We start from the raw sequence: 26,703 nt of genomic DNA on the forward strand, positions 1-26,703 counted from the left end.
CGCGGCCATCATCCACCGGCACGACGGAGCGGCGGTTTGCGCAGCGCGGTTCTGATCCCCTGTTACAACGAAGCCCGGACGGTGGCCAAGGTGGTCGCCGACTTCCGCCGTGTCCTGCCGGACGCCCAGATCTGGGTGTTCGACAACGCCAGCACCGACGACACCGCCGCGATCGCGCGCGCCGCCGGCGCGCGGGTGCATCGGGTCCCGGCCAAGGGCAAGGGCAACGTGGTGCGCACGATGTTCCGCGAAGTCGATGCCGACGTGTACCTGATGGTCGACGGCGACGACACCTATCCGGCCGATCACGCGCCGCTGCTGCTCGAGGACATCGTCAACGGCCATGCCGATATGGTCGTCGGCACGCGCCTGGAATCGCACGATTCGGGTTCGTTCCGACGCTTCCACGGCTTCGGCAACCGCCTGGTGCGCTGGAGCATCGGCAGCCTGTTCGGCCAGCCGGTGCGCGACGTGCTGTCGGGCTATCGCGCGTTCTCGCGCCGTTTCGTCAAATCCATGCCGGTATTGTCGCGCGGCTTCGAGATCGAAACCGAGATGACCGTGTTCGCGATGGCCAACGCCTTCGTGCTGAGCGAACGCACCGTGCCTTACGGCGTGCGTCCGGAAGGCAGCGTGTCCAAGCTCAACACCTTCCGCGACGGCTTCCGCGTGTTGCGCACGATCGGGTTCCTGTTCAAGGACCTGCGCCCGTTGCGGTTCTTCGGCATCGCGGCGCTGATCGCCGCCTTGGCCAGCCTCGGCTTCGGCGCGTTCGTGGTCCACGAATTCAGCCTGACCGGCGCGGTGACCCATCCGTCGACCGCGGTGCTGGCCGCGGCGCTCGCGCTGACCGCCTTCATCCTGCTCGCGACCGGCCTGATCCTCGACACGGTGAACCGGCGCAGCAACGAAATCCTGCGGCTGATCACCGACCAAGTGGTGCGCTACAAGTCGGAGTGACCGACGCGTCCGGCCGGGCGCACAGTCGCGCGCGCTCAGGCGACGGTGAGCGCGAATCCATCCGGCAACGTCTCGCGACGTTCCCGCCAGGTCGGCGGAATGCCGTCGCGACCGACGAACAGCGCCACCACGCCGCCGACGATCGCGCACAGCGTGTCGCGGTCGCCGCCGGCCTGGACCGCCAGCCACAACGCGTCTTGGTAGTTGTCCAGCGATTGCCCGCAACACCACAAGGCGTAAGGCACGGTGTCCTGCGCGGACATCTCGCTGCCGTTTCCGAGCAGGGCGACGGCGTGGTCCAGCGAGCCGACTCGCGACAGCGACTGCGCGCGGATCAGCTTCGAGCGCACTTCGCCAGGCGGCAGGGATTCGAGGATCGAGGCGAGAAAGGACGCGTGCTCGGGGCGTCGGCCTTCGCTCCGACACCGCCAGGCCCAGGCCGCGGCCACCGCGACCGCCACCGCGCCGGCGATGCCTTCGGGATGAGCGTGGGTGACTTCGGCCGACGCGCGTGCCTGGGCGACGACCGCGTCCAGGTCCCCGGAAAAATAGCCGCCCACCGGCGCGGCGCGCATCGCCGCGCCGTTGCCGTGCGAACCCTGGCCGCCGAACGAGGAACCGGCGACCTCGCGCCACGGCTCGCCGTTGCCGATGCGTTCGAGCACGCGGTGCATCGACGGTCCGTACGCCCGGTCGTATTCGTAGTGCTTGGCCAGGCGCATCGCGAGACGTTGCTGATCGATGGCGCCGCCGTCGGCGAGCACCGCGACGATCGACAGCGACATCTGGGTGTCGTCGGTGTACGGCCAGGGCCCGGGCGGCACGATGCGCTGCGCGAGCCAGCTGTCCGACAGGGCCGGCTCCTGGAAGAAGCACTGCCCGAAGGCATCGCCGATCGACAGGCCGTCGAGCGCGAGTCGGGCACGCTCGATCGGGGTCGCATCCACACTCATGGTGCCGCCTTGACGCAAATCGGCGCGAACGGCGCGCGCGCCAGCGGACACAGCTCGAGCTTCGCCAGGGTGTTGTGCAACGGCCGGCAGGCGCCGTTGACCGTCAGTCCGTACAAGGCCATGCGTTCGGCGGCCGGCGGGTCCACGCGCACCGGGCGCAGCAGCCACAACGGGCCGGCATTGGTGGCGACGGTGCGTTCGACGCGTTCCTGCAGCCGCGTGCAGCGCTGCGGGTCCATGAAGTTGTTGTGGATCGCCATCGCCGGCACGTCGCGCGGCAGGAACGCGAGCGCGTGCCCGATCGGGTGATTGGTGCTGGTCAGGACCACGCTGTTCTTCGGCAGCGCCGGATAGCTCACTTCGATCATCGGCGAACGAAACGGGTCGCGGCCCCAGCTCGGATGCTTGGTCGGCGCGACCACCAGCACCATCGCGACGAGCATGGCGGTACGCGTCCGGCGCTTGGCGAACAGGACCGACACCACGCCGACGATCAGCATCGAGAACAACAGCTCCAGCGGCAGCAGATAGCGGTAGATGCTGTACATCGCCAGCCAGCCGACATAGCTGACCAGCACGAAGGCCAGCAACGGCCAGCGCAGCGCGAGGCGGATCGAGGCCTCGTCATTCGCGTCGTTGGCATCGCTGGCATCGCTCGCGGTTTGCGCGGCGTGCGCGGACGGCGGCGCGACCGCGTCGCCGCGCGCGCGGCCCCGCCACACCCAGATCGCGAGCGCGATCATGCCCAGCAAGACCCGCGGATCGGCCAGCACCACCTCGGAGAAATCGCGGCTGCGGCGCAGCATGCGCAACGGCGCGTTCAAGTACTGCAGTGCGCCGTCGGGCAGATAGCGCAGGTCGCGCATGGATTCGGGCAGGGCGTCGGGCGATTGGAACCACTGATTGAAATACGGGAACAACGGGTTGCCGTGGTGCTGCCACAGGTACCAGCCCCACGGCCCCCAGCACAGCAGCGCGGCGACGCCGCCGCCGAGCGCCAGCGCGCCGATGCGCGCGGGCAGCTGCCGCGCCGGGCCGGCGAACAGCGCCGCGGCGATGAAGCCCAGGCAGTAGGTCGCGGCGGTGAGCTTGAACCCGGCCGCCGCGCCGGCCAGCAGGCCGATCGGCAGCCAGGTCGCGAACGGTCCGCGCCGCCGCGGCGAGGTGGCCAGCCAATACAGCGCGGCCAGCATCAGGGCGCCGACGATGTGGTCGTTGAAGATCGCCGCCGTGCTCGGATACACCGCCGCGCCGGTGATGGCCACGAAACCGGCGATCCAGGTGCGGGCGCGGCTGCGCTGCGCCGGCATCAGCGTGTCGAGCAGGCGCAGGCCGAAGAACAGCGCCAGCACGCTCGGAATCGCCAGCCACGCGGTGATCGGCACCCCGCCGACCCCGGCGCGGACCATCAGCGCGAACGGGATGTCGACGATCGGGTTGTGCCAGGTCTGCAGCTGCGCCACCGCGATATCGCGGTCCAGCCGCCCCTCCATCCAGGCCAGCGGCGTATACAGGTGATAGTTGCGCAGGTCCCAGTTCGCGTCCTGACGCAGTGCCACGATCGCGATCACGGTAAAGAACAGGGCTACCAGTGCGGCGGTTCGCCGTGCAGCGCGGTCGATGGGCATACAGGGTCCTTCAACGGTGAGTTGCTAAGATTCGTCCTCGACGGGGGGCCCACGTCAAGCAACCGAATGTAAGGAAGATTTCATACATGGCTCATGAGTCGATGAACCAGCTGCACATCGTGATTCTCGCCGCCGGCGAGGGCAAGCGCATGAAGTCGGCGACGGCCAAGGTGCTGCAGAAGATCGCCGGCCGGCCGATGCTGGCGCACGCGATCGAAACCGCGCGGGCCCTGAGCCCGGCCGGTATCCATGTGGTCTACGGCCACGGCGGCGAGCAGGTCCGCGCCGCGTTCGACGGTCAGAGCGATCTGCACTGGGCCGAGCAGGCGCAACGCCTGGGCACCGGCCACGCCGTGCAACAGGCGATGCCGGGCGTGCCACAGGACGCACGCGTGCTGGTGCTGTACGGCGATGTGCCGCTGATCACCGCCGATACCCTGCGCCGGCTGCTCGCCGCGCCGGGCCGACTGGCGGTGCTGGTGGCCGACATGGATGATCCGACCGGTTACGGCCGCATCGTCCGCGACCCCGAGGGCCGGGTCGGCCGCATCGTCGAGCACAAGGACGCCGACGAAGAACAGCGCGAGATCCGCACCGTCAACACCGGCATCCTGGTCGCCGACGGCGAACCGCTGCGGCGCTGGCTCGATCGCCTGGGCAACGACAACGCGCAGGGCGAGTACTACCTCACTGACGTGTTCGCCGCGGCCGCGGCCGAGTACAGCCCGGCCGAGATGGTGCATGTCGCCGATCCGGTCGAAGTCGAAGGCGCCAACGACCCGTGGCAGCTCGCCCAGCTCGAACGTGCGTATCAATTGCGCGCCGCGCGTGGCGTGTGCGTGCAGGGCGCGCGCCTTGCCGATCCGTCGCGCTTCGATCTGCGCGGCACGCTCAGCGTCGGCCAGGACGTGGAGATCGACGTCGACGTGGTGCTCGAAGGCCGGGTCGAACTCGGCGACGGCGTGCAGATCGGTCCGTTCTGCCGGCTCAAGGACGTCAAGCTCGCCGCCGGCACGGTGGTGCGCGCGCATTGCGATCTCGACGGCGTGGTGGTCGAGGGCGCGGCGGTGATCGGCCCGTATTCGCGCCTGCGTCCGGGCACGGTGCTCGCCGACGGCGCGCACGTGGGCAATTTCGTCGAGACCAAGAACGCCCGCATCGGCGTGGGCAGCAAGGCCAATCATCTGACCTACCTGGGCGACGCGGTGATCGGCGCCGGCGTCAACGTCGGCGCGGGCACCATCACCTGCAACTACGACGGCGTGAACAAGTCGGTCACCACCATCGAGGACGGCGCGTTCATCGGCTCGAACTCGGCGCTGGTCGCGCCGGTCACGATCGGCAAGGACGCGACCATCGCCGCCGGTTCGGTGATCACGCGGCCGGCGCCGGCCGGCGAGCTGAGCATCGGACGCGCGCGCCAGTCGACGGTGGAAGGCTGGAAGCGGCCGGTGAAGAAAAAGCCGCAAGACTGATCGGCGGCGGTGCGGGTAAAGCCGGCACAGAGAGTTTGGGAAGCCGGCCGGCTTCCCAAACTCGGATAACGCCCCGCCGATCTCACGGCGGGCGATGCATCGGACCGCTACGAACCGCGGCGATCACATCCCGCCGCGTTCGCAGTCACGGAACGTATTCCACCGACGCGGTGCTGCCGGCCTGGGCCTTGATGATCTGGGTGTAGTAACTGGCGGCGGCGCTGGTGCTGAGGAAGGCGTTGGGCGCCCAGATCATCACGCCTTGGTAGCCGCCGCTGGCGACGTTCGCCGCGATGGTCCGCGCCTGCGTGGCCGAACTGAACTCCGGCGAGATGCCGAGGAACAGGTTGCTCTTGAGCATGCCGTAGCCGACATACGGGGTGAGATAGCTGACGCTGCCGCCGTAGGTCATCTCATAGCCCTCGGTCAGCTTGGTTGCCGCGTTGTAGGGCGCGGAAAAATACTGCGAGTCGGACCAAAGCGCCTTGCTCAGGGTCTTTCCGGAAAAGCCCGAATTGCCGCGGATCGCGCTGAGCACGGAATAGAACGCGCTGGCGTTGCCCGAACAGGTGGAGTACTCATCGTCGACGTTGATGCCGTCGAGCCCGTACCTCACCACCTCGGCGACCATCGCGTTGCCGAGCTGGGCCGCCGCGCTGGCGCTCATGTTGCACGACCAGCCCGCGTTCTGGTGATTGCCCAGGTAGGAGATCTGCACCTTGATCCCCTTCTGCTGCAGTGCCCTGACGATGGCGATGTTGTTGTCCAGGATCGTGCTCATCTGCGAGTTGTAGAACAGCACCGGCGTGTTGGGGGTGCTGCCGTTGATGTTGGCGGCGAACAGCACGAGATCGGAAAAGAACGGCTTGCCGGTGCCTTTGACGATGAAGCGTCCGACATTGCTTACGTCCTGCGGCGAGGGATTGTTCAGAAATACGACGTTACGCGCGTCGGCGGCGGAACTGGCGATAAAGGCCATTAAACCGGCGGCGAAAAGCGTAGATTTGCTAAGCATTGGCGAATCTCCTCTTCCATTGTTTGGAAAACACATTCGATTTGACGGACGCGCACGTGCCGTGCCGATTGAGGTTCGTGGTCGTCGTTTCTAGAAACGAATGCGAAGGCCACTCCCCTACCGTCGCCAAGCATCGTCGTCGCGCTTGCGTCTCGATGTGATCGCGCGAGCAACTTCGAACAGATCGCGAACCAAAGCGCTGTCGATGAAACCCACCGTCGCAGCCATCCGCGCGCCGCGATGCGACAGACATTCTTTTTACGTACGACACAACGCGCAACGCCACGGCTCGAGCCGTGGCGTTGTGCGTTGCTTCGATCGTTCGCCGCGTTCGCGGCGACGCGTCGTCGTTCGCTCGGACTTAGCGCGTACCGCCGCCGGCCAGCAACTGCTCGCCGGTCAGCCAGTACGAATCGTCCGAGGCCAGGAACACCGCGATCGAGGCGATATCGTCGGGCTGGCCGATGCGGCCCAGCGGCGTCTGCGAGACCGCCCAGTTCTGGAAATCCGAACCGATGAAGCCGGCCGAATGGGTGCCTTCGGTTTCGATCATGCCGGGGTTGAGCGAATTGACTCGGATCTTGCGTGGGCCAAGTTCGCGCGACAGCACGCCGGTGATCGCGTCGACCGCGCCCTTGGTGCCGGTGTAGACCGCGCTGTCGGGCGGGGTGATGCGGCTGACCACCGAACCGATGTTGATGATGCTGCCGCCTTCGCCCAGGTGCTTGGACGCGGCCTGGGTGGTCAGCAGCAGGCCGAGCACGTTGACGTTGAACTGCTGATGGAAGCTTTCTTCGGTGATCTCGGCCAGCGGCGCGAACGCGTAGACGCCGGAGTTGTTGACCAGCACGTCGAGGCGGCCGAACTGCTTGACCGTGGCATCGACGATGGCCTGGGCATCGGCGCCTTTGGACACATCGCCCTGGACCGCGATGGCCTTGCCGCCGGCGGCTTCGATCGCCGCGACCACGGCGTCGGCGCCGGCCTTGCTGCTGGCGTAGTTCACCGCGACCGACGCGCCCTGCGCGGCGAGCGCCTTGGCGATGGCCGCGCCGATGCCCTTGGATGCGCCGGTGACCAGCGCGACTTTGCCTGCGAGTTTGTTGCTCATGATCGATGAAGTCCTTGTGGGAGGATGAAGCGGGGGTTAATTCCAGTAGTTCAGAACATATGAACTATAGAACTTGAAGTCAAGGGCCTCTAAGATGGCGGCATGAAACCCCTGGTGCATCCCGCGATCGAGGACATCACCGTGGAGGGCATCCTCCACGCCCTGTCGGACCCCGTGCGCGCGGCGATCTATGCGCAGATGGCCGGCGCGAGCTGCGCGATGAACTGTTCCAATTTTCTCCAGGTCAGCGACCGCAGCATTCCCAAGTCGACCCTGTCCCTGCATTTCCGCGCGCTGCGCGAAGCCGGGCTGATCCGCAGCGAGCGGCGCGGGGTGGAAATGCATAACACCACCCGTTGCGCGGACGTCGAGCAGCGTTTCCCGGGCCTGATCGGCGCGATCGTGTCGGCGCACGGCGCCCAGGCGGTCGAGCGCGCCAAGCTGGCCAAGCGCAAGGCCGCCGCGGCCAGGTCCAAGGCGGTTTAGGCTTACTCGCCCGCAGCGTCGTGCCGGAACGCGGCGCGCGATAAAAAGACGCTTGAAACCATTCGCGATGAGTGTGTGCCGGCGATGATCCGCGCCGCCCGCGGCGGCGTCTATCCGGATCGTGCGCGCTGCCGCCTCACGCGGCGCGGACGGCCCGGCTCAGTCGGGCAACACCATCGACACGCACAGACCGCCGCCTTCGCGATTCAACAACGCGATACGGCCGCCGTGCGCCTCGGCGATTTCCCGCGCGAGCGCCAGACCCAGGCCGGTGCCGTTGCGCTTGGTCGAATAGAACGGCAGCAGCGCATTGGACAGGACCGAGTCGTTCATGCCGGTGCCGCGGTCGAGGATGTCGATGCGCCAGGCGTCCTGCACCCGGCGCAATTGCAGGCGCACTTCCTCGGGCGCCGAACCGGATTCGTGCGCGTTCTTGAGCAGGTTGATCAGGCATTGCTCGAGCTGGGCCACGTCCACGCGCGCGATCGCGTCGCCCTGGATGCCGTCGAAGGCGAAGTCGACCTGGCTGCGCAGTTGCTCGACGAAGCGCGACCATTCGATCGGCTCCAGCCGCGGCGCCGGCAGCTTGGCGAAACGCGCGTAATCGCGAATGAAGCCTTCCAGATGGCGCGCACGGTCTTCGATGGTGGCCAGCGCGGTCGGCAGGCGATCGTACTGGCCGCGGCGCAGCAGCTCGGCGCCCGAATGCGCCAGCGAGGCGATCGGCGCGAGCGAGTTGTTAAGTTCGTGGCTGATGACCCGGATCACTTTCTTCCAGGTCTGCACTTCCTGGCGGCGCAGTTCGGCGGTGAGCTGGCGCAGCAGCACCAGTTCGTGGGCGCGGCCGTTGAGGCGGAACACCCGGCGCGAGAGGTGGTAGATCTCCTCGTTTTCGATATCGCCGACGGTGAACATGCCGTCGCCGCCGCGATCGAAGGCTTCCTGCATCGGCACCGGCGCGCGCGCGAGCAGGGCGGCGAAATCCTGGCCTTCCAGGCGCTTGCCTTCGCCCAGGGCTTTGCGCGCGGCGAGGTTGCCGTGAATGATCCGGCGCGAGGGATCGACCAGCAGCATCGCCACCGGCGTGTTCTGGACCATGGTGTCGAGCAGCAGCTCGCGCTGGACCAGGCTCAGGCGCTGTTCGCGCAAGGTGTCGCCCAGGCGGTTGTGGCTGGCGACCAGTTCGCCCAGATCGCCCTTGCCGTCCCAGTGGAAGCTGATCGAGTAATCGCCGTCGCGGTAGCTGGCGACCGAGCCGGCCAAGGCGCGGAACAGCGAATTCATCGGCGCGAACGCGCGCCGCACGTGATAGACCAGCAACGGCGCCAGCACCGCGAGCACGATCGCCAGCACCAGCCAGCGGTTGCCGATCCACTGCGACAGCCACGCCGTGGCCGCGGCGCCGGCCGCGAGGTAGGCCATCGCGATCGCGCTGAATACCAGACTCAATGGGGGGCGGCGCATGCTCATGTCCTCAGTCGCGCTTGATGCCGAGTCTTTCAAGACGTCGGTACAGCGCCTGACGTGACAGGCCCAGTTCGCTCGCGGCCTGGGCCAGCACGCCGCCGGCGCGTTCCAGCGCGGCTTCGATGGTGGCGCGGTCGAGTTCGTCGCCGCCGATCGCGATCGCCGGCTGCGCCGCCGCCGCGGGCAAGCCGAGGTCGGCCACCCCGATGCTGTCGCCGCGCGCCAGCAGGGCCGCGCGCTGCAGGGTGTTGCGTAGTTCGCGCACGTTGCCGGGCCAGGCGTGCTGCAACAGCGCGCGCTCGGCGTCCTCGCTCAGGCGCTTGCCGGCGGCGAGCGGATTGTCCTGGAGGAAATGCCGGGCCAGCGGCAGCACGTCGTCGCGGCGCTCGGCCAGCGGCGGGATGTCGATCTGGATGGTGTTGAGCCGGTAGTACAGGTCTTCGCGAAAACGGCCGTCGCGGATCATCGCCGGCAGGTCGGCGTTGGTCGCGCTGATCACCCGCACCTTGACCTGACGTTCGCGGTTGGAGCCCAGGCGTTCGAAGCGTCCGGTTTCCAGCACCCGCAGCAGCTTCATCTGCCCGGTCGGCGGCAGGTTGCCGATTTCGTCGAGAAACAAGGTGCCGCCGTCGGCGGCTTCGAACTTGCCTTCGCGCATCTTGTTGGCGCCGGTGTAGGCGCCGGCGTCGGCGCCGAACAGCTCGGCCTCGATCAGTTCGGTCGGCAGCGCGCCGCAGTTCAAGGTCACGAACGGACCGGACTTGACCGAGGAATTGGCCTGCACGATCTCGGCGATCTTTTCCTTGCCGGCGCCGTTGGGGCCGGTGATCAGCACCGGCACGTCGGCGCGGGCGACGTGTCCGGCCAGTTCGACCACGCGCGCGAGTTGTTCGGAACCGAACACCAGCCCGCGCAGGTCGTAACGCGCTTCCAGGTCGCGATGCAGCTTGCGGCGTTGCTCGTGCAGGCGCGAGATCTCGCGCGTGCTGGCGCCCAGTTCGAGCAGGTTCTCGACGCTGGCCAGCAGTTTCTGATCGTCCCAGGGCTTGGCCAGGTAATCGGCGGCGCCGGCCTTGGCCAGGTCGACGGCGATGTCCAGGTGGGTCCACGCGGTCAGCAGGATGATCGGCAGGTCCGGGTGGCGCGCGCGGATCGCGCGGAACAGCGCCACGCCTTCTTCGCCGGAGGTGGTGTCGGCGGTGAAGTTCATGTCCTGCAGGACCAGGCCGATGTCTTCGCGCGCCAGCGTGTCCAGCCCGGCTTCGGGCGATTGCACGGCGATCACCTGGATCTCGCGCAAGCCGAACAGCAGGTCCAGCGCGGTGCCGACCGCCGGGTTGTCGTCGATGACCAGGACCGTGCGCATCTGGATTCCGTTTGCGGTGGGCCGCGGTGACGGCGGCCGAGTGCGGTGAGTATGCCAGCGAGGGCAGGGGACGGTGAATTGCGCGTGGATCGCGCGCTGCGTGGTGTGTGGCGTGTTTGTTGGGGTTGCGGCCCTCACCCCGGCCCTCTCCCGCGGGGCGGGAGAGGGAGAGGTACGCGGTAGCTTGTTGCGATTATTTTTTGCTGTCGGCCTGCGCCGGCACCGAGGCGATCCAGCGATCGATGCGCAGTTCCAGTTCCTTCAAGGGCAAGGCGCCGCCGCCGAGGATCTGGTCGTGGAAGGCGCGGATGTCGAACTGCTTGCCGAGTCTGGCTTCGGCGCGCGCGCGCAGTTCGCGGATCTTCAACTGGCCCATCTTGTAGGCCAGCGCCTGTCCGGGCCAGGCGATGTAGCGATCGGCTTCGGACTGGATGTTGGGTTCTTCCATGTCGGAGTGATCGCGCATCCACTGCACCATCTGCTCGCGGCTCCAGCGCTTGTGATGCACGCCGGTGTCGAGCACCAGGCGATTGGCGCGGATCAGTTCCTCGGACAGGCGGCCGAAATCGCTGTATGGATCCTGGTAGAAACCGATCTCCTTGCCGAGTTCTTCCGAATACAGGCCCCAGCCCTCCATGAAGGCGGTTTGCCCGGTCAAGGTGCGGAATTTCGGCAACGCCGGCAGATCGCGCGCGATCGACAGCTGCAGATGATGGCCGGGCACGCCTTCGTGATAGGCGACCGCTTCGATCCGGGTCAGCAGACGCTTCTCCGGTTCGCCGGTGTTGACCGTGATCAGCCCCGGGCGCTTGCCGTCGGGCGTGCCGGGCATGTACTGCGCGGCCGAGGCTTCCTTCTCGCGCCAGGCCTCGACCGACTGCACCTGCACCTTGGTGGTCGGCAGCTTGCCGAACAGCTCGGGCAGGCGCTTGTCCATCTGCGCCAGATAGTCGCGGTACAACTGCAGGATCTGCTCGCGCGAGCCGGCGTGGCGCTTCGGATCGGCGGCGACCGCGCTGCGCATGCTCTTGAGGTCGGCGTAGCCCAGGCGCTTGGCGATTTCGGTCTGGGCCTTTTCGATCCGCGCCACTTCGCTCAGGCCGAGCTGATGGATCTGCTCGGGCGGTACGTCCAGCGAGGTGAACTGCTCGATCGAGAACCGGTACAGCGCCTCGCCGTTGGGCACCGACCACACGCCGTATTCCTTGCGGCCCTGGGGCGCGTACTCCTTGCTGACGAACTCGGCCAGTTGGCGATACGCCGGACGCACTTCGTCGTTGACCGCGGCGAGGATCTGCTTGCGCAGGCGCTCGCGCTCGGCCGCCGGCACGCTGTCGGGGAACTTCTTCAGCGCGCCTGCGAACACGTTGTCCTCGCCGACGCTGTCGGCGATGCCGTTGCATTGCGCGGCGACCTTCTCCAGCAGGTAGGACGGCTGCATCAGCCCGTCCTTGGCGCCCTGGCGGGCGACCTCGGTGACCTGCCGCAGGATGCGCGGGATCTCGTGCAGGCGCTTGAGGTAATCGTCGTACTGCTGGGTGTCGTTGAACGGGAACGACTTGACCATGATGGTCAAAAACAGATGGGTGCCGTTGAACTGGTCCAGCGGCATTTCATGGAACTTGAGCGCATAGCCGCGCAGGTCGTCCTCGAGCCAGCGCAGCATCAGCCGATGGTTGAGCAGGTCGCTTTCGGCGAAACCGCGGGTGTCGACAGCCTTGAAGCGCGCGAGCAGTTCCTTCGTATCGCGGTTGTGCCTGGCCGCGCCGGCCAGCGAGAAATCGCCCCAGGCGGCGTTGTAGCGGTAGTCGCCGAAGAAGCTGGCCTGTTCGGGCTGCTCGCGCATCAGGCTTTCCCATTGCTCGTCGATCAGTGCGTTGAAGGCCTTCAGGCGCGCGGCGACATCGCTGGCCTGCGCGGCGTCGGCGATGGTGGCGTCCGCGTCGGCGGTCGCGGTGGTCGCTGCGGCCTGCGCGGCCGGCAGCAGCGCGGCGCCGAACAGCGCGGCGGACAACAGCGTCGACAGCGCGGTGCGCGACAGCGAACGACGTGGCATGCGATGCGGGGACGAAGGGCTCATGAAGGGCTCCGTGTGGTGTTGGGGGCGAGACGAGGACACATCGTCCCGATCCCGTCCGGCGCGAAGCCGGACGGGGCGTTAGGTCTTGCAACGTGAGCAGATAAGGCAAGCGCGGAATCGGTGTCGCAGCTTGCCTGAGTCACCCCCGCCGGGCAGCTGACATTTGCGAGCGGCGAGGGGTGACGTTCGTAACGCGCGGCGCGGGCGCTCAGGCCGAGCGCGTCGCCAGCGCCGGCGGCACCATCGCCGCGCGCTTGGCCGGGCCGTACACCGCGATCTGGCCCAGCGCCCACAAACACAGCGCGCCCAGCGGCAGGTACAGCGCGGGCAGGCGCGGCAGTTCGTAGTACTTCATCAGGGCCAGGTTGATCGCGAACGCCATCGCCATGCCGAGCACGATGCCGATGCTGGTCAGCAGGAAGTTCTCGGTCTGGAAGTAACGCAGGATTTGGCCGCGGGTCGCGCCCAGCGCGCGACGCACGCCGATCTGGCGGGTGCGCTGCTGCACCCAGAAACTGGCCAGGCCGACGATGCCGAGCGCGGTGACGATCAACAGGGCGATGCAGACCGCGCTGAGCAGCCAGATCATCGAGCGGTCGGTCTGGTAGAACTTGTCGGCCATGTCCTCGACCCGCGCGTTGCGTTCGCTGAGGATGCGCACCGGGCCGTTCTTGACCAGGGCCTCGCCGGCGCTCTTGAGCACCTGCTCGCGTTGCGAGGGATCGACGCGCAGCAGATAGATGCCGGCGTCGTAGCCCATCTCGATCGGGAAGATCACCGAGAATTCGCCCATGCCTGGCTTGATCCAGTCGTTGGGGCGCAGCAGGTGCTCGACCACGCCGATCACGCGGGTGGGTTCATCGCCCCAGGAATAGAACACTTTGCCGACAGGGTCCTGGCCGGGATAGAGCTTGTCGGCCAGTGCGCGGGTGATGATCGCCGAGGGCACCGCGACGTTCGCGCCCGGCTCGCGCAGCTTGGCGTAGCTGATCATCTCGTCGGCATTGAAGTCGCGGCCGGCGACCAGCTTCAGCCCCAGAGTCTTCACGAATTGCGCGTCGCCCAGGTAGGTGGACACGCTGGCGTTCGGAATCTTCTGGTCGGTGGTCAGATTGATGCCGCTGTTCCAGGACGAATCGCCGTAACGCACCTGGTTGGCGATGCTGACCGACTTGACCCCCGGCAGCGAACGCAGCAGCGCGAGATCCGAACGGGTCAACGCTTCGTTTTCGCCGTGTTCGTTGATGCCGCGCACGCCGACGCGAACGAGTTCGTTCTCGACCATGCCGCTGGGGCTGTTCATGCGTGTGATGCGGCTTTGGATCAGGAACACGGCATTGCAGATGATCGCGCAGGTCAGCGCGACTTCGAACACGATCAGGGCGGCGGCGGTCTTGTGCCGGCGCAACGTGGTCAGGATGGGGCGGATGTCCATGCGTGGTCTCACTGGCTCTTGAGCTGGATGGCGGGCGTGACCTGACAGGCACGCCAGGCGGGCAACAGCCCGGCCAGTACGCTGGCGACGATGGCCAGGGCGAAGGTGGTGAACAGCATGGTCGGGTCCAGATGGGCCAGTGCGGCATAACTGACCGGTTGCTGACGTACCGCCCACAGGCCGAACTGGGCGAGCACGAGGCCCAGCAGGCCGCCGGCCAGACCGATCGTGCCGGCCTCGACCAGGCACTGGGCGAAGATCGCGCGGCGGGTCGCGCCGAGCGCGCGGCGCACGCCGATCTCGCCGGAGCGACGCAGGAACTTCGCCAGCAGCAGGCCGACCGTGTTGAGCAGGCATACCAGCAGGAAACCGAACGCCAGCCACACCTGCAGGCGCACGTCGCCGGGCACCGCGCGCTTGAAGTCCAGCCACTGCATCACGTTGTCGAGCTTGGGCGCGGTCGGGCGTTCGAAGCGGCCGGAGGCGCGCTGCTGGGCGCTGTAATTTTCCAGATACTGCTTGTACGCGGCGACTTTTTCCGGCGTGTCCAGTTCGACCCAGTACTGCAGCCAGGAACATTTGGCGTTGACGCTGCGGTTGCCTTCCTCGTCGAGATTGTTGTCGCCCCAGCAGTCGATGTTGCCTTGCGGGTTCATGCGCACATCGCGCGAGGTGGTGAAAGGTACGAACACTTCCTCCGGTTCGCCGAAGCCGCGTTCACCGGAGGTCAGATCGTAGAAACTGGGCTGCGGATGCCAGTCGTCGATCACCCCGACCACGCGGAATTCGGCCCGGTCCAGCCAGATCGATTTGCCGACGCTGTTGCCGCCGCCGAACAGACGATCGTTGAGCTTGGTGCCGATCACCGCCACCCGCGCGCGACGCTCGTCGTCCTCGCGGCTCCAGGCCGCGCCGTACTTGAACGGCACCTGGAACATCGGGAAGAAATCGGCCGAGGTCAGGCGCGAGTCCTGGCGGAACGGCGGCAGGTTGTCGCGACGCGGCTCGATGGCGATGTTGCCCGACGACATCATCGCCTGACGGTCGCCGCGCGCTTCGCGCAACAGCATTTCGGCGTCGAAGCGGCTCATGTCGTCCTGAGGCTCGTCGCCGGGGGTGTAACCGTTCATGGCGCGGGCGTCCAGGCGCGGATGGAACACCTGATGGCTCTTGCCCGGCAGCGGATCGCCGGAGAGCACGTAGAACACGGTCAGCGTGGTCATCGCCGCGCCGATGCCGAGCGCGATGGCGAGCACCATCAGCGCGGTCAACACGATGTTGCGCCTGAAGCTGCGCAAGGCGAGCTGCAGGTAATAAGCGAACTGGCTGTTGCCGGACATGGCCGCGACCTCAGGCGTGGGTGGTGTCGACGGCGCCGGCGGACGCCGCGTCGTCGGTCGCGTGGTCCATCGTGCTGCTCATCGGCGTGGGCGCGCGGATCAGGCTGGGTTCGGCGGTCAGGTCGGTGGCCATGCCGTCGACGATATGCACGTTGCGCTGCGCGCGCGCGGCCAGTTCCGGGTCGTGGGTGACCATGATGATGGTGGTGCCGGCGGCGTTGATCTCCTCGAGCAGCTCCATCACCCCGCGCGCCATCTGCGAGTCGAGGTTGCCGGTCGGTTCGTCGGCGAGCAGCAGGCGCGGGGTGCCGGCCAGGGCGCGCGCGATCGCCGCGCGCTGCTGCTGGCCGCCGGACAGTTCGGCCGGGTAGTGCTTCATGCGCGAGCCCAGGCCGACCTGGGTCAGCGCCTGCTCGATGCGCTGCTTGCGCTCGGCCGCCGGCATGCGCCGGTAGCGCAGCGGCACGTCGCAGTTGTCGAACAAGTTGAGGTCGGGGATCAGGTTGAAGCTTTGGAAGATGAAGCCGATCTTCTGGTTGCGCAGGCGCGAACGCGCGTCGTCGGACAGGCCGCGCACGTCCTCGCCGTCGAGCTTGTACTCGCCGCCGGTGAAGGTTTCCAGCAGACCGGCGATGTTGAGGAAGGTGGTCTTGCCCGAACCCGAAGGCCCGGTCACCGCGACGAATTCGCCGTCGCGCACATGCAGGTCCAGCGAGCGCAGCGCATGGGTTTCGACGAGTTCGGTGCGGTAGACCTTGGTGACCTGGCGCATGTCGAGCATGAGGGTGGGTTCCTTGAACTTGAAGTAGTGCGGGTAGTGGGTGCTTCGGATTTTTGATGTTGGTTTGCTTTTCGCTCGTCATTCCCGCGAAGGAGGGAATCCAGAGACTTCAGAGTCATACCTCGGTGAAGCCCTGGATGTTCGGCTATGCCGAAGTGAAGCAGGGCCCGCCTTCGCGGGAATGACGAGCTAAAGCAAGAGCGGTGAAGCGATGCGATGCCGCACCCCCTCAACGCACCACGAACATCGGCAACGCGCACGCCGCCAGATAACGTTGGATCCGCGGCGCGCGGCGCGTAACCGTCTCGGCATTGGCGCTGCGCGCATCGCCGGCATCGCGGACCTGATCGAAATCGATCAGCTGGTGCAGGCGCAGCGGCACCGCGTCGGCCAGCTCCTGCGAGCTCCACTGCGGGTTGAAGGCGTCGTTGCGGTCGCTGCGGGTGTCGGTGCTGTGGTTGGCTGCGTTCATGATCATTCTCCAGAGATACGGATGGTTTCGGCGTTGGCGAACTGGTCGCTGCCGGAGACGACGATGCGGTCTCCCGGCTGCAGACCCTCGAGGATTTCCACATTGCTCAGGCTGCTCACCCCGGTGCGGATCGCGCGCTTGGTGGCGATGCCGTTGGCGACGACATAGGCGCTGGTGCCGCCGGACTGTTCCAGGAACGGGCCGCGTTCGACCATCAGCGCGTTGCGGCGGGTGTCGAGCACGATGCGCGCGCTCAGACGCTGGCTCTGGCGCAGGCCCGGCGGCTGCTTGTCCTTGAAGCGCAGGCGGCTGACCACTTCGCCGTTGACCACTTCCGGCGACACCGCGGAAATCTGCGCCGCGAACGGCTGGCCGTTGCCGCTGGTGATCTGCGCCGGGATGCCGATGGCCAGATCGCGGGCGAAGCTTTCGGGCACCTTGATCTCGACTTCGAACACGCCCAGGTCGACCACGCTGAGCACCGGATCGTTGATCGCCACGTTGGCGCGCTGGGCGACCTGGACCTGGCCGACCTGGCCGTCGAACGGCGCGCGCAGGGTCAAGGCTTCGACCTGACGCTGCGCTTCGACCGCGATCGCGCGCTGGCGATCGGCGAGCAGGCGCTTGTTGCGGGTGTCCAGGTTGGCGCTGCGGTCCTGACGATCGATATCGCCGCGCGCCTGATTCAAACCGATGTCGGCCTTCTTCAATTCGTCCTGCGCCTTGGCCACGTCGACCGCGGCCATCGCGCCGCCCTCGAAGGCGCGCTGATAGCGTTCCAGATCGCGCTGTGCGGCGACGCGTTCGATCTGCGCCTGATCGAGTTCCTTGCGCGCGGTGGAGCGCGCCAGTTCGCCGTCGAGTTCGGCGCGGCTGGCCTCGGCTTCCAGGCTGGCCAGGGTGGCCTGCTCCTGGGCGAGCTTGCTGCGCAGCTCGGGGCTGTCGATCTCGGCCAGCACCTGGCCCTTCTTGACCACGTCGCCGGCGACGACCTTCAGATCGACCGAACCGCCGGCGATGGCGTACAGGATCGGGCTGTTGGCGGCGATCACCCGGCCGTCGGCGGCGATGTCGCGGACCAGATCGCCGCGGGTCACTTCGGCGATCCGCAGGCGATCGGCGCCGATCGACTGGCTGCCCGCGCTCCAGCCCGACAGCAGCCACGCACCCGCGCCCAGGGCGATCACGCCGGCGCCGGCGCCGAGCACCCAGCGCCGGCGATTGCGGCCCTGCACGGTGGCGTCGGCGACGCGGTGGTCTTGGGCGGCGGTGTCGCGGATGCTCATGTCGGGTCGGCTCGGCGGTAGGTGCTTGCCTATACCCAAGCACAACCCGTGCCAACTTTAACTTGTTGATTTATATGGGCGGACACCGCCGTCCGGGTGTCCGTCCGGACGGACGCGGTGTCCGCCGGACGTGCCGGTAACCACGCCCGGATAGAATTGGGGTTCCCCCCTGTAGGAGCAGCCCCAGCATGTGCGGAATCGTCGGAGCGATCGCGGATCGCGATGTGGTACCGGTCCTGATCGATGGCCTCAAGCGCCTGGAATATCGCGGCTACGACTCGGCCGGCATCGCCGTGTTCGACGGCGCGCAACTGCGCCGCGTGCGCCGCACCGGACGGGTCAGCGAAATGGAGGGCGCCGCGCAAGCCGAAGGCTTCCGCGCACAGGTGGGCATCGGTCACACCCGCTGGGCCACCCACGGCGGCGTCACCGAGGCCAATGCGCATCCGCACATCAGCTTCGGCGAACTGGCGGTGGTCCATAACGGCATCATCGAAAATCACGAAGAGCAGCGCGAACGCCTGCTCGCGGTCGGCTACGCCTTCGAATCGCAGACCGATACCGAAGTCATCGCCCACCTGATCCATCATCATCAAAAGCAGGGCCTGGACCTGCTGGCCGCGGTCCAGGCCGCGGTGCACGAACTGGTCGGCGCGTACGCGATCGCGGTGGTCAGCAAGAGCGAACCCAACCGCCTGATCGTCGCGCGCATGGGCTGTCCGCTGCTGGTCGGCCTGGGCGAGGGCGAAAACTTCGTCGCCAGCGACGTGTCGGCGATCCTGCAGGCCACGCGCCGGGTGATCTTCCTGGAGGAAGGCGACACTGCCGAGGTCACCCGCGAGCAAGTGCGCGTGTTCGATCAGCACGGCAAGCCGATCAGCCGCGAGGTCCACGTCTCGGACGTGTCGCTGGCGTCGCTGGAACTCGGCCCGTACCGCCACTTCATGCAGAAGGAAATCCACGAACAGCCGCGCGCGATCGCCGACACCATCGAAGCGGTGATGGACAACGGCGCGTTCTCGGCGTCCTTGTTCGGCGACCAGGCCGAATCGGTGTTCGCCGGCATCGAGGGCGTGCAGATCCTGGCCTGCGGCACCAGCTACTACGCCGGCCTGACCGCGCGTTACTGGATCGAAGCCATCGCCGGCCTGCCGTGCCAGGTCGAGATCGCCAGCGAATACCGCTACCGCGCCGCGGTCGCCAACCCGAAGCAGTTGATCGTGACGATTTCGCAGTCCGGCGAAACCCTCGACACGATGGAAGCGCTGAAGTACGCCAAGTCGCTCGGCCACGACAAGACCTTGTCGATCTGCAACGTGCCCGAGAGCGCGATCCCGCGCGCGAGCCAGCTGGTCTATTACACCCGCGCCGGCGCCGAGATCGGCGTGGCCTCGACCAAGGCCTTCACCACCCAGCTGGTGGCGCTGTTCACCCTGACCGCGACCCTGGCCAAGCTGCACGGCAAGCTGTCGCCGGAAAAGGAGGCCGAGTTCATCGACGCGCTGCGCCACCTGCCCGGCAGCGTGCAGCACGCCCTGAACCTGGAGCCGCAGATCATCGGCTGGGCCGATCGTTTCGCGCCCAAGCAGCACGCGCTGTTCCTCGGCCGCGGCGTGCATTACCCGATCGCATTGGAAGGCGCGCTCAAGCTCAAGGAAATCTCCTACATCCACGCCGAAGCCTATCCGGCCGGCGAGCTCAAGCACGGTCCGCTGGCGCTGGTCGACGCGGCCATGCCGGTGGTGGTGATCGCGCCGAAGGACAGCCTGTTGGAGAAGGTCAAATCCAACATCCAGGAAGTGCGCGCGCGCGGCGGCGAGATGTTCGTGTTCGCCGACCTCGACAGCCACTTCGGCGAATCCGAGGCAGTGCACGTGATCCGCACCCCGCGCCACGTCGGCGTGCTGTCGCCGGTGGTGCACGCGATTCCGGTGCAGTTGCTGGCGTATCACGCCGCGTTGGCGCGCGGGACCGATGTCGACAAGCCGCGGAATCTGGCCAAGGCGGTGACGGTGGAATAACGCGGGCGCCGGTCGCGACTATCGGCGCGTCGAACTGGCCGATAGTGCGTCCGGCAACTCGGTGCGGGTTGGGGGACTCTCACCGATGGCGCCTTCGATACGCCGGCTCGCCCATAGCGGGCTCGCCACGACGCGCATGACGAAAGGGCTCTTCGGAGCCCTTTCGTTTGATGGTCGCCGCGGCGAATGCCCCACGGCTTGCGAGCGGGGTTCCTGTTGCTCAGCGATCAGCCGGCGTAATAGCCCGGCTGATCGATATCGGCCAGCAGCTCCGGGCCTTGCGGCGTCCAGTCCAGCAGTTCGCGTGTGTAGGCACTGGATACCGACATGTCCGCGCCGGCCATCATGGCGAACCAGCCGAAGTGCTCGCGGTCGCGCGACTCGACCGGGACGCCCAGGCGTTTGCCGATCGTTTCCGCGATCGCCTTGAAGGCGACGGCTTCGTCGGCGACGGCGTGGTAGACCGGCGAGGTCATGCCGCTCTCGAGCGCCAGGCGATACACGCGCGCCGCATCGCGGCGATGGACGCCGGACCAGCGGTTGCCGCCTTCGCCCAGATACGCCGACACGCCGGTCTGCTTCGCCATGCGGACCAGAATCGGAACGAAGCCGTGATCGCCGAGGCCGTGCACCGATGGGGCGAGGCGAACGGTCGCGGCGCGCACGCCTTGCTCGGCCAATGCGCGCGCGGCGCTTTCCGATTTCCTCGGCGAGGCCGAGTTCGGCAGATCGGTTTCGTGCGCGCCGGGGGCAAGTCCCAACAGACCCGAGGTCACCAGCAGCGGTCGCGCGGAGCCTCGCAATGAAGCGCCCAATGCCTCGATCACGCGCCGGTCCTGCTCGCAGTTTTCCGCGAATCGGGAAAAGTCGTGTTCGAACGCGGTGTGGACGACGGCGTCCGCGGCATCCGCGGCGCGTCGCAGAACCTCGATGTCGGCCAGCGTGCCGCGAACGACACGAACGCCGCTCGCCGCGAGCGCGGCGGCCTTGTCTTCGCTGCGCACAAGGCCGGTCACTTGGTGGCCGGCGCCGATCAGGTCGTCGACCACCGCCGAGCCGACCCAGCCGGTGGCTCCGGTTACGAATACGTGCATGTGCAATCTCCGGACAGGAAAGGGTCAGCGCAGCCGCATCGACAGTTCGACGTCGTCGGCGAACGGCACCGACAGATAGCCGCTGCCCGGCGCGCGCACGCGCTGCAGGTAGTCCGGGCAATAGTCGGCGTTGTCGGCGACGATCATCGCGCCCGGCGCGAGATGCGGCTCGATCAGGTCGAGGATGTCCGAATACAGGGACTTGGCGCCATCGAGCAACAGCAGGTCGATCGACGGCGGCAGATCGATGCTCAACGTTTGCAGCGCGTCGCCCTGGCGAATCTCGATCAGGTCGCCCAGCCCGCTGGCGTCGAAATGCTCGCGCGCCTTGGCGACCTTGGACGGTTCGAATTCGCTGGTGATCACGCGTCCGCCGCCGTTGTCGCGCAACGCCGCGGCGAGGTGCAGGGTCGAGATGCCGAACGAGGTGCCGAATTCGACGATGTTCTTCGCGCGAGTGCCGCGTGCGAGCATGTACAGCAAGGCGCCGGTTTCGCGCGAGACCGGAAGCCACAGGTCTTTCAGGCGACCGTACAGGTCGAGGTATTCGGTCTTGCTGCGCATCAGGCGCTCGCGTTCGTCGCGCGAAATGCCGCTGAAGGCCGTGCTGGTCACGGCATCGGCCTGGTCGAACAACTGCTCCAGCAAAGGCGCCAGAGGGGAAGCGGTCAATGTGCTCATGGGGGTTCTCGGGTCGTGATTGGGCGTCTTGCGGCGCGCCTTGAAAAATGCGACTAATTCGTCGTGTTGATAGAATACGATTGATCCATCGCATTCACTATTCGCATTTCCCCGCCACCATCCGAGCGCCATGACCGACCGACCAACCCCCAGGATTTCCTCGAGAAAACAGCCGAAACAGACCCGCTCGGCCGGGTTGGTGGCGGCGGTGCTCGAAGCGGCCACTCGCGTTTTGGCCGAGGAGGGCGCCGCCCGTTTCACCACCGCGCGGGTCGCCGAGCGGGCCGGCGTCAGCATCGGCTCGCTGTATCAATACTTCCCCAACAAGGCCGCGATCCTGTTCCGCCTGCAAACGGACGAATGGAAGCAGACCACCGACTTGCTGCAACTGATTCTCGAGGACGCCGAACACGCGCCGCTGGTGCGATTGCGCGCGCTGGTGCATGCCTTCATCCGCTCGGAATGCGACGAGGCGCAGATGCGCGGCGCGCTCAACGACGCCGCGCCGCTATATCGCGATGCCCCCGAGGCGCGCGCTGCGCGCGCCTCCAGCGAAAAGACCTTTCAAAAATTCATGCGCGAGGCCCTGCCCGACGCCTCGGCGGCGAAGCGCAAGCTCGCCGGCGATCTGATCACCTCGACGCTCAGCACGGTCGGAAAGCGATTCTCGACCACCGCGCCGACGGCCGCGCAGATCAAGGTTTACTCGGACGCGATGGCGGACATGTTCTGCGCGTATATCGCGAAGATCGCGCGCGACTGAGGTTGCGCGCGGTCGATCCGCTGGCCGGTGCCGGCGGCGATGGCGACCGTTCGGCCATCGGCGATTTCGCCCACAACTCGCCGCATAGGTGACGCCCATGGCGGATTGCGTTAGCTGCGGCGAGCGCGGCGGCTTTTCCCCAAAGGTTTCTGCAAAAATCCGGGCCACGGCGGATGCAAGTCGATTACGTCGCGATCGCGACGTCGGCGCATGCACGGCGTGATCGGCTCATCGTTCGAATGTCGGCGTGTGCGATCGGGCCGGCCGAAACTGCATCGTCCCTCATCGCCGCCGGGCGCCTTCGCGTCGCCGGCTGCATCGCCTGTTTGTTCGAGTCACCCAGGAAGGAGTACGAAATGGAATTTGAATCGACCCTGCAGCGATCGCGCACCTACACCGGTGTGCTCGCGGCGTTGCAGGAACAAGGGATCGACGGACGCAGCCTGGCGACCCTGGAGCAGTCCGGCGCGCGCGACACCGGGCGCGTGCTTAGCCTGCTGCGCGATTTCCCGGGATTGGCGGCGAATGGTCTGGTCGACGCGCCGCGGGTCAGCTTCGCCTTGAGCCGTTCGTTCGGCGGCGCCTATATCCAAATGAACGCCGCGCTGGCCGCGATCGATCTGGAGCCGCGGCGCGACGACAGCCGATTCCGGCGCGGCGCGCGGCCGCCGGCGAATTCGCCGTGGCAGATCGGCAATGCGGTGCCGCTCGACGATGCCGGCGCGACGACGGCGAGCGCCGCGTATCCGCGGGTCGGCCAGATCGCGCCCCTGGATGTGCGCGCCGGTCTGCCGTGGCCGGTGCGCTATCAGGGCAATCGCGGTACCTGCGTCGCGTTCGCGGTGGCGGCTTTGGTCGAACTGGAACGGTGCCGGCGCGGCGAGCGCATCGATCTGTCCGAGCAGTTCCTGTACTGGGCGATCAAGACCCATGGCAACGACGGCCTGCCGAATCAGGACGGCACCTGGCTGCAATTCGCGCTGGCGGTGCTGGCTTCGCACGGCATCGCCGAGGAAGCGCTGTGGGAATACGAGCAGCGCCTGGACCCGGACAACATCAGCCACGGCGGTCCCGACCGGCCGTCGGCCGCAGTGCTGCGCGATGCGCTGACCCGCGCGATCGGCGCCGGCGTGCATGTCGACGCGCCGGTCGCCGCGGCCGTCCCGGTGCTCGACCTGCTGCGGCAGGGACGGGCGGTGGCGGCCAGCCTGCCGGTGTTCGTCGATCCGATGGGGCGCGGGCGCAGCAACTGGGATGCCGCGATCGCAGTCAACCTGGGACAGGTGCTGGACCCGCCGCCGACCGCGGTCATGGACGGCGCGCACGCGGTCTGCCTGACCGGGTTCGCGGCCGATCCGGACGAGCCGGCCGGCGGCTATTTCATCCTGCGCAACAGCTGGTCCGAGCGCTGGGGCGCCAATCTGCCCGCGCCTGGGGTCCACGGACCGGAGCCGGGTTACGGGCAGGTGTCGGCGAGTTATGTCGACCGCTATCTGTTGGAGTACGCTGCGCTCTAGAAGCCGGTTCAGCTTGTCATCTGCCTCGGAGGTAGGATAGGCCGCATGAAAATCGTCAGCGACAGTCTGCTGCACACCACCTCCGACGACCTTGGCGTCAAGGTCGTCGACGAGGTGCTGCACGCGCCTCCGGAGCTGGTCCGGCTGTTGAACCGCATCGGCATCAAGGACGCGGCCTATCTGCCGTCCGTGGTCGAAGACATGCCCAGTCTGTTCGTGCAGGAACTCGGCATCAGCCGCGGCAGCCTGCGTTCGATCCAGGAGGCCTTGTCGGATCAGCTCGAACAACTTACCGGGCCGATTCGCAACGACTTCGTGATGCCGCCGCTCGGGGCGATGATTCACCGGGCGAAGAAAGTCTAGGCGCGGTCCGTCGCGGATAACGCGGTCAAGCGGTGCATGCCAGGGTTCGGATGAACCTTCGCAGCGGGCGTCGCCCTCGCGCGATGCAAGGCATCGATCGCGAATGCAGCTGAGCCGTCGCTGCACGACCCTACATTACCTTCACGCGAGTATTGCCCGACGCTTACGCGCGTCTGGCTAGGCTGAACCATCACCCGTGATGGAGAGCCACGATGCACATCATCCTCGGCGGCACCGGACATGTCGGCTCGGCCTTGGCCGAGACCCTGCTCGAACGCGGCGAAGCGGTCACGGTGGTGTCGCGCAACGCGTCGGCGCGGCCGGCCTGGGAGCGCAAGGGCGCGCACTTCGCGGTCGTCGATGTGCGCGACGTCGATGCCTTGCGTCGGTTGTTCGAACGCGGCCGACGCCTGTTCCTGCTCAATCCGCCGGCCGATCCCGCAACCGACACCGATGCGGTCGAGAAAGCCAACCTGCGCGCGATCCTCACCGCGATCGAGGGCTCGGGCCTGGAGAAGATCGTCGCCGAATCCACCTATGGCGCGCAGGACCGCGAACGCAGCGGCGACCTAGGCATCCTGTACGCCATGGAACAGGCCTTACGCGCGCAGCCGATTGCGTTCAGCGTCATTCGCGCCGCGTACTACATGAGCAATTGGGACGAATCGCTGCGCAGCGCGCGCGAACACGGCAAGGTGCTCAGCTTCTATCCGGCCGACTTCGCCCTGCCGATGGTGGCGCCGCGCGACCTGGGCCGAGTAGCGGCCGATCTGATCACCGCGCCGCTCGCCGATACCGGCATGCACCATGTCGAAGGCCCGCGCGCGTATTCGCCCGCCGACGTGGCCGACGCATTCGCGCAGGCGCTGGGTCGCGAGGTCGACGTCGAGGTGGTGCCGCGCGCGCAATGGGTGGCCGCCTATCGAAAGCTCGGCTTTTCCGAGGCGGCGGCGAAGTCGTATGCCGACATGACCGCGGTGACCCTGGACGAGGACTATCCGATTCCCGGCGAACCGATTCGCGGACGCATCACGTTGCAGGCCTACATCCAGGATCTGGTCGACAGGCGCTGAGGCTGGGCGACGGCTCGCACGCGACCGCGATCCTGCCGTTCGATTCGCATCCCGGCGCCGCATGCACATCGCGCGCGCCGACGACAGCTCATTGCCATGGCGTCGTGGCCGTCGCGCCGGTCCGCGTTCGTTTCAGTCACTAAGGGGGCGCGTCGTCCCGCGCCGGTAGGTCGAGCCATGGACGGCGGAAAACGTGTGCTTGCCGCATCAATCCCGCAACGCACTGGCCCCTCGGTCGCGACGGCGAGAGGTGCGCTCATGCTCAGGGAAAATCGTTCGCAACATCGCCGCCGCGCGTTCCGCGCGCCGCTGGCATCGCCGATCTGAATATCGGGACGCGGCGGACTGGCTTTGCGTTTGTTCGAAGGCTATCGCGGCCCACCGCGGCGGCGATCGTAGCAATTCAGGGGGAAGCATATGGCGAACACAAGCGTTCCGCGCTTCGCATGCGCGGTCATGGTCATCGTGCTGTGCAGCGGTTGCATGAATGCGATCCGCGGCGGGCCCGGGTCGGTGCTGGACGAGAAATTCGCCGACGATTCCGAGCATGTCAGCGATACCGCCAGGGAGTTGAACGAAAAAGGAGACAACAAGGTCGAGCGCAACAAGATCATCCGGCAACGGCTGATGATGATCGACATGGCTTACCACCAGTACGTGCGGAAACTTCAGCAGGAACAGACCACCGGGAATCTGTTCTCGGACATCGCCGACCTGGCGCTGGGCGTGGCCGGCACCTTGACCGGTTCGTCCCAGGAAATGACCCGCTATGCGGGCGCCAGCGCCTTGTTGGCCGGCTCCAGCGCGGCGGTCAACCGGCGAGTGCTGTTCGAACAGACCACCACCGCGTTGGTGTCGGCGATGGATGCGTTTCGTTCGCAGGTCAGGTTGCGCATCGTCGAATCGGCGAAGCAGGAAACCGAGCAGTACCCGCCGCAGGAGGTGTATTACGACCTGGCCGCCTACGAGTTCGCCGGCACCTTGCTGGGCGGAATTTCCTATGTGCAGTCCACGGCCGAGAAGCAGAAGAAGATCAACGAGGCGGACATAGACAGTTCGGTCCGCGAAATCTACGCATTGAATGTCTCGCAGCGCGCGCTCAAGCGCTGCCTGACCGCGAGCCTGGCCGGCAGCAACGCCAATCGGACCCTGGTCGGCCTGAATACCGCCGGCGCCAAGCTGGCTCCGCCGATAACCGCCGATGCCTCCGCCACCGCCGACCAAGTCGCGCAGACCCTGCAGAGCCGGATTCGCGACGCGAAACCCGACGAGCTGGTGCCGATCAAGCAGGCGTTCGTCGACGCCCAGTTGATTTCCGACTGCAAGGAGGAGTGAG

The 26,703-nt window shown here is 67.0% G+C and carries 23 protein-coding genes; 9 read left to right on the forward strand and 14 right to left on the reverse strand.

Going from position 1 to position 26,703, the window contains the following annotated elements; genetic code table 11:
• Positions 1 to 36: 36 nt before the first annotated feature.
• Entirely contained in the window at positions 37 to 960 is a 924-nt protein-coding gene (locus IEQ11_RS03475; RefSeq protein WP_096412758.1) for a glycosyltransferase, read from the forward strand.
• A gap of 35 nt (positions 961 to 995) precedes the next feature.
• On the opposite strand, the gene IEQ11_RS03480 is transcribed toward IEQ11_RS03475, so the two are convergent.
• Together IEQ11_RS03480 and IEQ11_RS03485 are read right to left on the reverse strand one after the other, a co-directional pair.
• On the reverse strand, positions 996 to 1,913 hold the full coding sequence (locus tag IEQ11_RS03480) for an ADP-ribosylglycohydrolase family protein (RefSeq protein ID WP_191821778.1): 918 nt from the start codon (positions 1,911 to 1,913) through the stop codon (positions 996 to 998).
• A complete protein-coding gene (locus IEQ11_RS03485; RefSeq protein WP_191821779.1) occupies positions 1,910 to 3,541 on the reverse strand; it encodes a hypothetical protein in 1,632 nt (543 codons plus the stop codon). The genes IEQ11_RS03480 and IEQ11_RS03485 overlap by 4 nt, the downstream gene beginning before the upstream one ends.
• A 101-nt stretch (positions 3,542 to 3,642) precedes the next feature.
• On the opposite strand from IEQ11_RS03485, the gene glmU reads away from it, so the two are divergent.
• A complete protein-coding gene (glmU, locus tag IEQ11_RS03490; protein WP_191821780.1) occupies positions 3,643 to 5,016 on the forward strand; it encodes a bifunctional UDP-N-acetylglucosamine diphosphorylase/glucosamine-1-phosphate N-acetyltransferase GlmU in 1,374 nt (457 codons plus the stop codon).
• 145 nt (positions 5,017 to 5,161) lie between these two features.
• On the opposite strand, the gene IEQ11_RS03495 is transcribed toward glmU, so the two are convergent.
• Together IEQ11_RS03495 and IEQ11_RS03500 are read right to left on the reverse strand one after the other, a co-directional pair.
• Positions 5,162 to 6,031, reverse strand: coding sequence for a glycoside hydrolase family 18 protein (locus tag IEQ11_RS03495; protein ID WP_148650189.1), 870 nt, complete (start codon positions 6,029 to 6,031; stop codon positions 5,162 to 5,164).
• A gap of 361 nt (positions 6,032 to 6,392) precedes the next feature.
• Entirely contained in the window at positions 6,393 to 7,142 is a 750-nt protein-coding gene (locus IEQ11_RS03500; protein ID WP_046660015.1) for a glucose 1-dehydrogenase, read from the reverse strand.
• 102 nt (positions 7,143 to 7,244) lie between these two features.
• On the opposite strand from IEQ11_RS03500, the gene IEQ11_RS03505 reads away from it, so the two are divergent.
• Positions 7,245 to 7,628, forward strand: coding sequence for an ArsR/SmtB family transcription factor (locus tag IEQ11_RS03505; RefSeq protein WP_036108924.1), 384 nt, complete (start codon positions 7,245 to 7,247; stop codon positions 7,626 to 7,628).
• 159 nt (positions 7,629 to 7,787) lie between these two features.
• Here the strand turns inward: IEQ11_RS03505 and IEQ11_RS03510 are convergent, their stop codons facing one another.
• The 8 genes from IEQ11_RS03510 to IEQ11_RS03545 form a co-directional block, all read right to left on the reverse strand.
• Positions 7,788 to 9,092, reverse strand: coding sequence for a sensor histidine kinase (locus IEQ11_RS03510; protein WP_425494660.1), 1,305 nt, complete (start codon positions 9,090 to 9,092; stop codon positions 7,788 to 7,790).
• A gap of 10 nt (positions 9,093 to 9,102) precedes the next feature.
• Positions 9,103 to 10,461 (reverse strand): sigma-54-dependent transcriptional regulator, encoded by a 1,359-nt coding sequence (locus tag IEQ11_RS03515; RefSeq protein ID WP_191821782.1) that lies wholly within the window; start codon positions 10,459 to 10,461, stop codon positions 9,103 to 9,105.
• A 193-nt stretch (positions 10,462 to 10,654) separates the two neighbouring features.
• The gene (locus IEQ11_RS03520; protein WP_228464599.1) at positions 10,655 to 12,541 is read right to left on the reverse strand and encodes a DUF885 domain-containing protein; all 1,887 of its coding nucleotides are present in this window, start codon (positions 12,539 to 12,541) and stop codon (positions 10,655 to 10,657) included.
• A 208-nt stretch (positions 12,542 to 12,749) separates the two neighbouring features.
• Positions 12,750 to 13,976: an ABC transporter permease gene (locus tag IEQ11_RS03525; protein ID WP_191821783.1), complete on the reverse strand. Its 1,227-nt coding sequence runs from the start codon at positions 13,974 to 13,976 to the stop codon at positions 12,750 to 12,752.
• 8 nt (positions 13,977 to 13,984) lie between these two features.
• Positions 13,985 to 15,316, reverse strand: a complete 1,332-nt coding sequence (locus IEQ11_RS03530; protein WP_191821784.1) for an ABC transporter permease — start codon at positions 15,314 to 15,316, stop codon at positions 13,985 to 13,987.
• A gap of 10 nt (positions 15,317 to 15,326) precedes the next feature.
• On the reverse strand, positions 15,327 to 16,097 hold the full coding sequence (locus tag IEQ11_RS03535) for an ABC transporter ATP-binding protein (RefSeq protein ID WP_051547498.1): 771 nt from the start codon (positions 16,095 to 16,097) through the stop codon (positions 15,327 to 15,329).
• Between the two features lie 229 nt (positions 16,098 to 16,326).
• Positions 16,327 to 16,569 (reverse strand): hypothetical protein, encoded by a 243-nt coding sequence (locus IEQ11_RS03540; protein ID WP_157753783.1) that lies wholly within the window; start codon positions 16,567 to 16,569, stop codon positions 16,327 to 16,329.
• Positions 16,570 to 16,571: 2 nt separating this feature from the next.
• The gene (locus tag IEQ11_RS03545; RefSeq protein WP_096412784.1) at positions 16,572 to 17,855 is read right to left on the reverse strand and encodes an efflux RND transporter periplasmic adaptor subunit; all 1,284 of its coding nucleotides are present in this window, start codon (positions 17,853 to 17,855) and stop codon (positions 16,572 to 16,574) included.
• 188 nt (positions 17,856 to 18,043) lie between these two features.
• Between IEQ11_RS03545 and glmS the strand changes: the two genes are divergently transcribed.
• Entirely contained in the window at positions 18,044 to 19,876 is a 1,833-nt protein-coding gene (glmS, locus tag IEQ11_RS03550; protein WP_191821785.1) for a glutamine--fructose-6-phosphate transaminase (isomerizing), read from the forward strand.
• Between the two features lie 227 nt (positions 19,877 to 20,103).
• Here glmS and IEQ11_RS03555 read toward each other — a convergent pair whose 3' ends face one another.
• Both IEQ11_RS03555 and IEQ11_RS03560 read right to left on the reverse strand, forming a co-directional pair.
• Positions 20,104 to 20,970, reverse strand: a complete 867-nt coding sequence (locus tag IEQ11_RS03555) for an SDR family oxidoreductase (RefSeq protein ID WP_191821786.1) — start codon at positions 20,968 to 20,970, stop codon at positions 20,104 to 20,106.
• 24 nt (positions 20,971 to 20,994) lie between these two features.
• Positions 20,995 to 21,651 (reverse strand): O-methyltransferase, encoded by a 657-nt coding sequence (locus IEQ11_RS03560; protein WP_191821787.1) that lies wholly within the window; start codon positions 21,649 to 21,651, stop codon positions 20,995 to 20,997.
• A 130-nt stretch (positions 21,652 to 21,781) separates the two neighbouring features.
• Here IEQ11_RS03560 and IEQ11_RS03565 point away from each other — a divergent pair, with 130 nt between their 5' ends.
• The 5 genes from IEQ11_RS03565 to IEQ11_RS03585 all read left to right on the forward strand — a co-directional run bounded on the left by IEQ11_RS03565 (position 21,782) and on the right by IEQ11_RS03585 (position 26,702).
• Entirely contained in the window at positions 21,782 to 22,414 is a 633-nt protein-coding gene (locus tag IEQ11_RS03565; RefSeq protein WP_191821788.1) for a TetR/AcrR family transcriptional regulator, read from the forward strand.
• A gap of 356 nt (positions 22,415 to 22,770) precedes the next feature.
• Entirely contained in the window at positions 22,771 to 23,931 is a 1,161-nt protein-coding gene (locus tag IEQ11_RS03570; RefSeq protein ID WP_191821789.1) for a C1 family peptidase, read from the forward strand.
• A gap of 45 nt (positions 23,932 to 23,976) precedes the next feature.
• Positions 23,977 to 24,294, forward strand: a complete 318-nt coding sequence (locus IEQ11_RS03575; protein WP_036108894.1) for a hypothetical protein — start codon at positions 23,977 to 23,979, stop codon at positions 24,292 to 24,294.
• A gap of 212 nt (positions 24,295 to 24,506) precedes the next feature.
• Complete coding sequence (locus IEQ11_RS03580) at positions 24,507 to 25,367, forward strand: NmrA family NAD(P)-binding protein (RefSeq protein ID WP_191821790.1); 861 nt, start codon at positions 24,507 to 24,509, stop codon at positions 25,365 to 25,367.
• Positions 25,368 to 25,850: 483 nt separating this feature from the next.
• Complete coding sequence (locus tag IEQ11_RS03585) at positions 25,851 to 26,702, forward strand: hypothetical protein (RefSeq protein WP_191821791.1); 852 nt, start codon at positions 25,851 to 25,853, stop codon at positions 26,700 to 26,702.
• Position 26,703 lies beyond the last annotated feature (1 nt).

It is taken from the genome of Lysobacter capsici (assembly GCF_014779555.2).
Lineage (GTDB): Bacteria > Pseudomonadota > Gammaproteobacteria > Xanthomonadales > Xanthomonadaceae > Lysobacter > Lysobacter capsici.

Coding starts and splice junctions, on each gene's coding strand:
- IEQ11_RS03480 (WP_191821778.1), bottom strand. CDS start 1,913: ATGAGTGTGGATGCGACCCCGATCGAGCGTGCCCGACTCGCGCTCGAC.
- IEQ11_RS03485 (WP_191821779.1), bottom strand. CDS start 3,541: ATGCCCATCGACCGCGCTGCACGGCGAACCGCCGCACTGGTAGCCCTG.
- glmU (WP_191821780.1), top strand. CDS start 3,643: ATGAACCAGCTGCACATCGTGATTCTCGCCGCCGGCGAGGGCAAGCGC.
- IEQ11_RS03495 (WP_148650189.1), bottom strand. CDS start 6,031: ATGCTTAGCAAATCTACGCTTTTCGCCGCCGGTTTAATGGCCTTTATC.
- IEQ11_RS03500 (WP_046660015.1), bottom strand. CDS start 7,142: ATGAGCAACAAACTCGCAGGCAAAGTCGCGCTGGTCACCGGCGCATCC.
- IEQ11_RS03505 (WP_036108924.1), top strand. CDS start 7,245: ATGAAACCCCTGGTGCATCCCGCGATCGAGGACATCACCGTGGAGGGC.
- IEQ11_RS03510 (WP_425494660.1), bottom strand. CDS start 9,092: ATGCGCCGCCCCCCATTGAGTCTGGTATTCAGCGCGATCGCGATGGCC.
- IEQ11_RS03515 (WP_191821782.1), bottom strand. CDS start 10,461: ATGCGCACGGTCCTGGTCATCGACGACAACCCGGCGGTCGGCACCGCG.
- IEQ11_RS03520 (WP_228464599.1), bottom strand. CDS start 12,541: ATGAGCCCTTCGTCCCCGCATCGCATGCCACGTCGTTCGCTGTCGCGC.
- IEQ11_RS03525 (WP_191821783.1), bottom strand. CDS start 13,976: ATGGACATCCGCCCCATCCTGACCACGTTGCGCCGGCACAAGACCGCC.
- IEQ11_RS03530 (WP_191821784.1), bottom strand. CDS start 15,316: ATGTCCGGCAACAGCCAGTTCGCTTATTACCTGCAGCTCGCCTTGCGC.
- IEQ11_RS03535 (WP_051547498.1), bottom strand. CDS start 16,097: ATGCTCGACATGCGCCAGGTCACCAAGGTCTACCGCACCGAACTCGTC.
- IEQ11_RS03540 (WP_157753783.1), bottom strand. CDS start 16,569: ATGAACGCAGCCAACCACAGCACCGACACCCGCAGCGACCGCAACGAC.
- IEQ11_RS03545 (WP_096412784.1), bottom strand. CDS start 17,855: ATGAGCATCCGCGACACCGCCGCCCAAGACCACCGCGTCGCCGACGCC.
- glmS (WP_191821785.1), top strand. CDS start 18,044: ATGTGCGGAATCGTCGGAGCGATCGCGGATCGCGATGTGGTACCGGTC.
- IEQ11_RS03555 (WP_191821786.1), bottom strand. CDS start 20,970: ATGCACGTATTCGTAACCGGAGCCACCGGCTGGGTCGGCTCGGCGGTG.
- IEQ11_RS03560 (WP_191821787.1), bottom strand. CDS start 21,651: ATGAGCACATTGACCGCTTCCCCTCTGGCGCCTTTGCTGGAGCAGTTG.
- IEQ11_RS03565 (WP_191821788.1), top strand. CDS start 21,782: ATGACCGACCGACCAACCCCCAGGATTTCCTCGAGAAAACAGCCGAAA.
- IEQ11_RS03570 (WP_191821789.1), top strand. CDS start 22,771: ATGGAATTTGAATCGACCCTGCAGCGATCGCGCACCTACACCGGTGTG.
- IEQ11_RS03575 (WP_036108894.1), top strand. CDS start 23,977: ATGAAAATCGTCAGCGACAGTCTGCTGCACACCACCTCCGACGACCTT.
- IEQ11_RS03580 (WP_191821790.1), top strand. CDS start 24,507: ATGCACATCATCCTCGGCGGCACCGGACATGTCGGCTCGGCCTTGGCC.
- IEQ11_RS03585 (WP_191821791.1), top strand. CDS start 25,851: ATGAATGCGATCCGCGGCGGGCCCGGGTCGGTGCTGGACGAGAAATTC.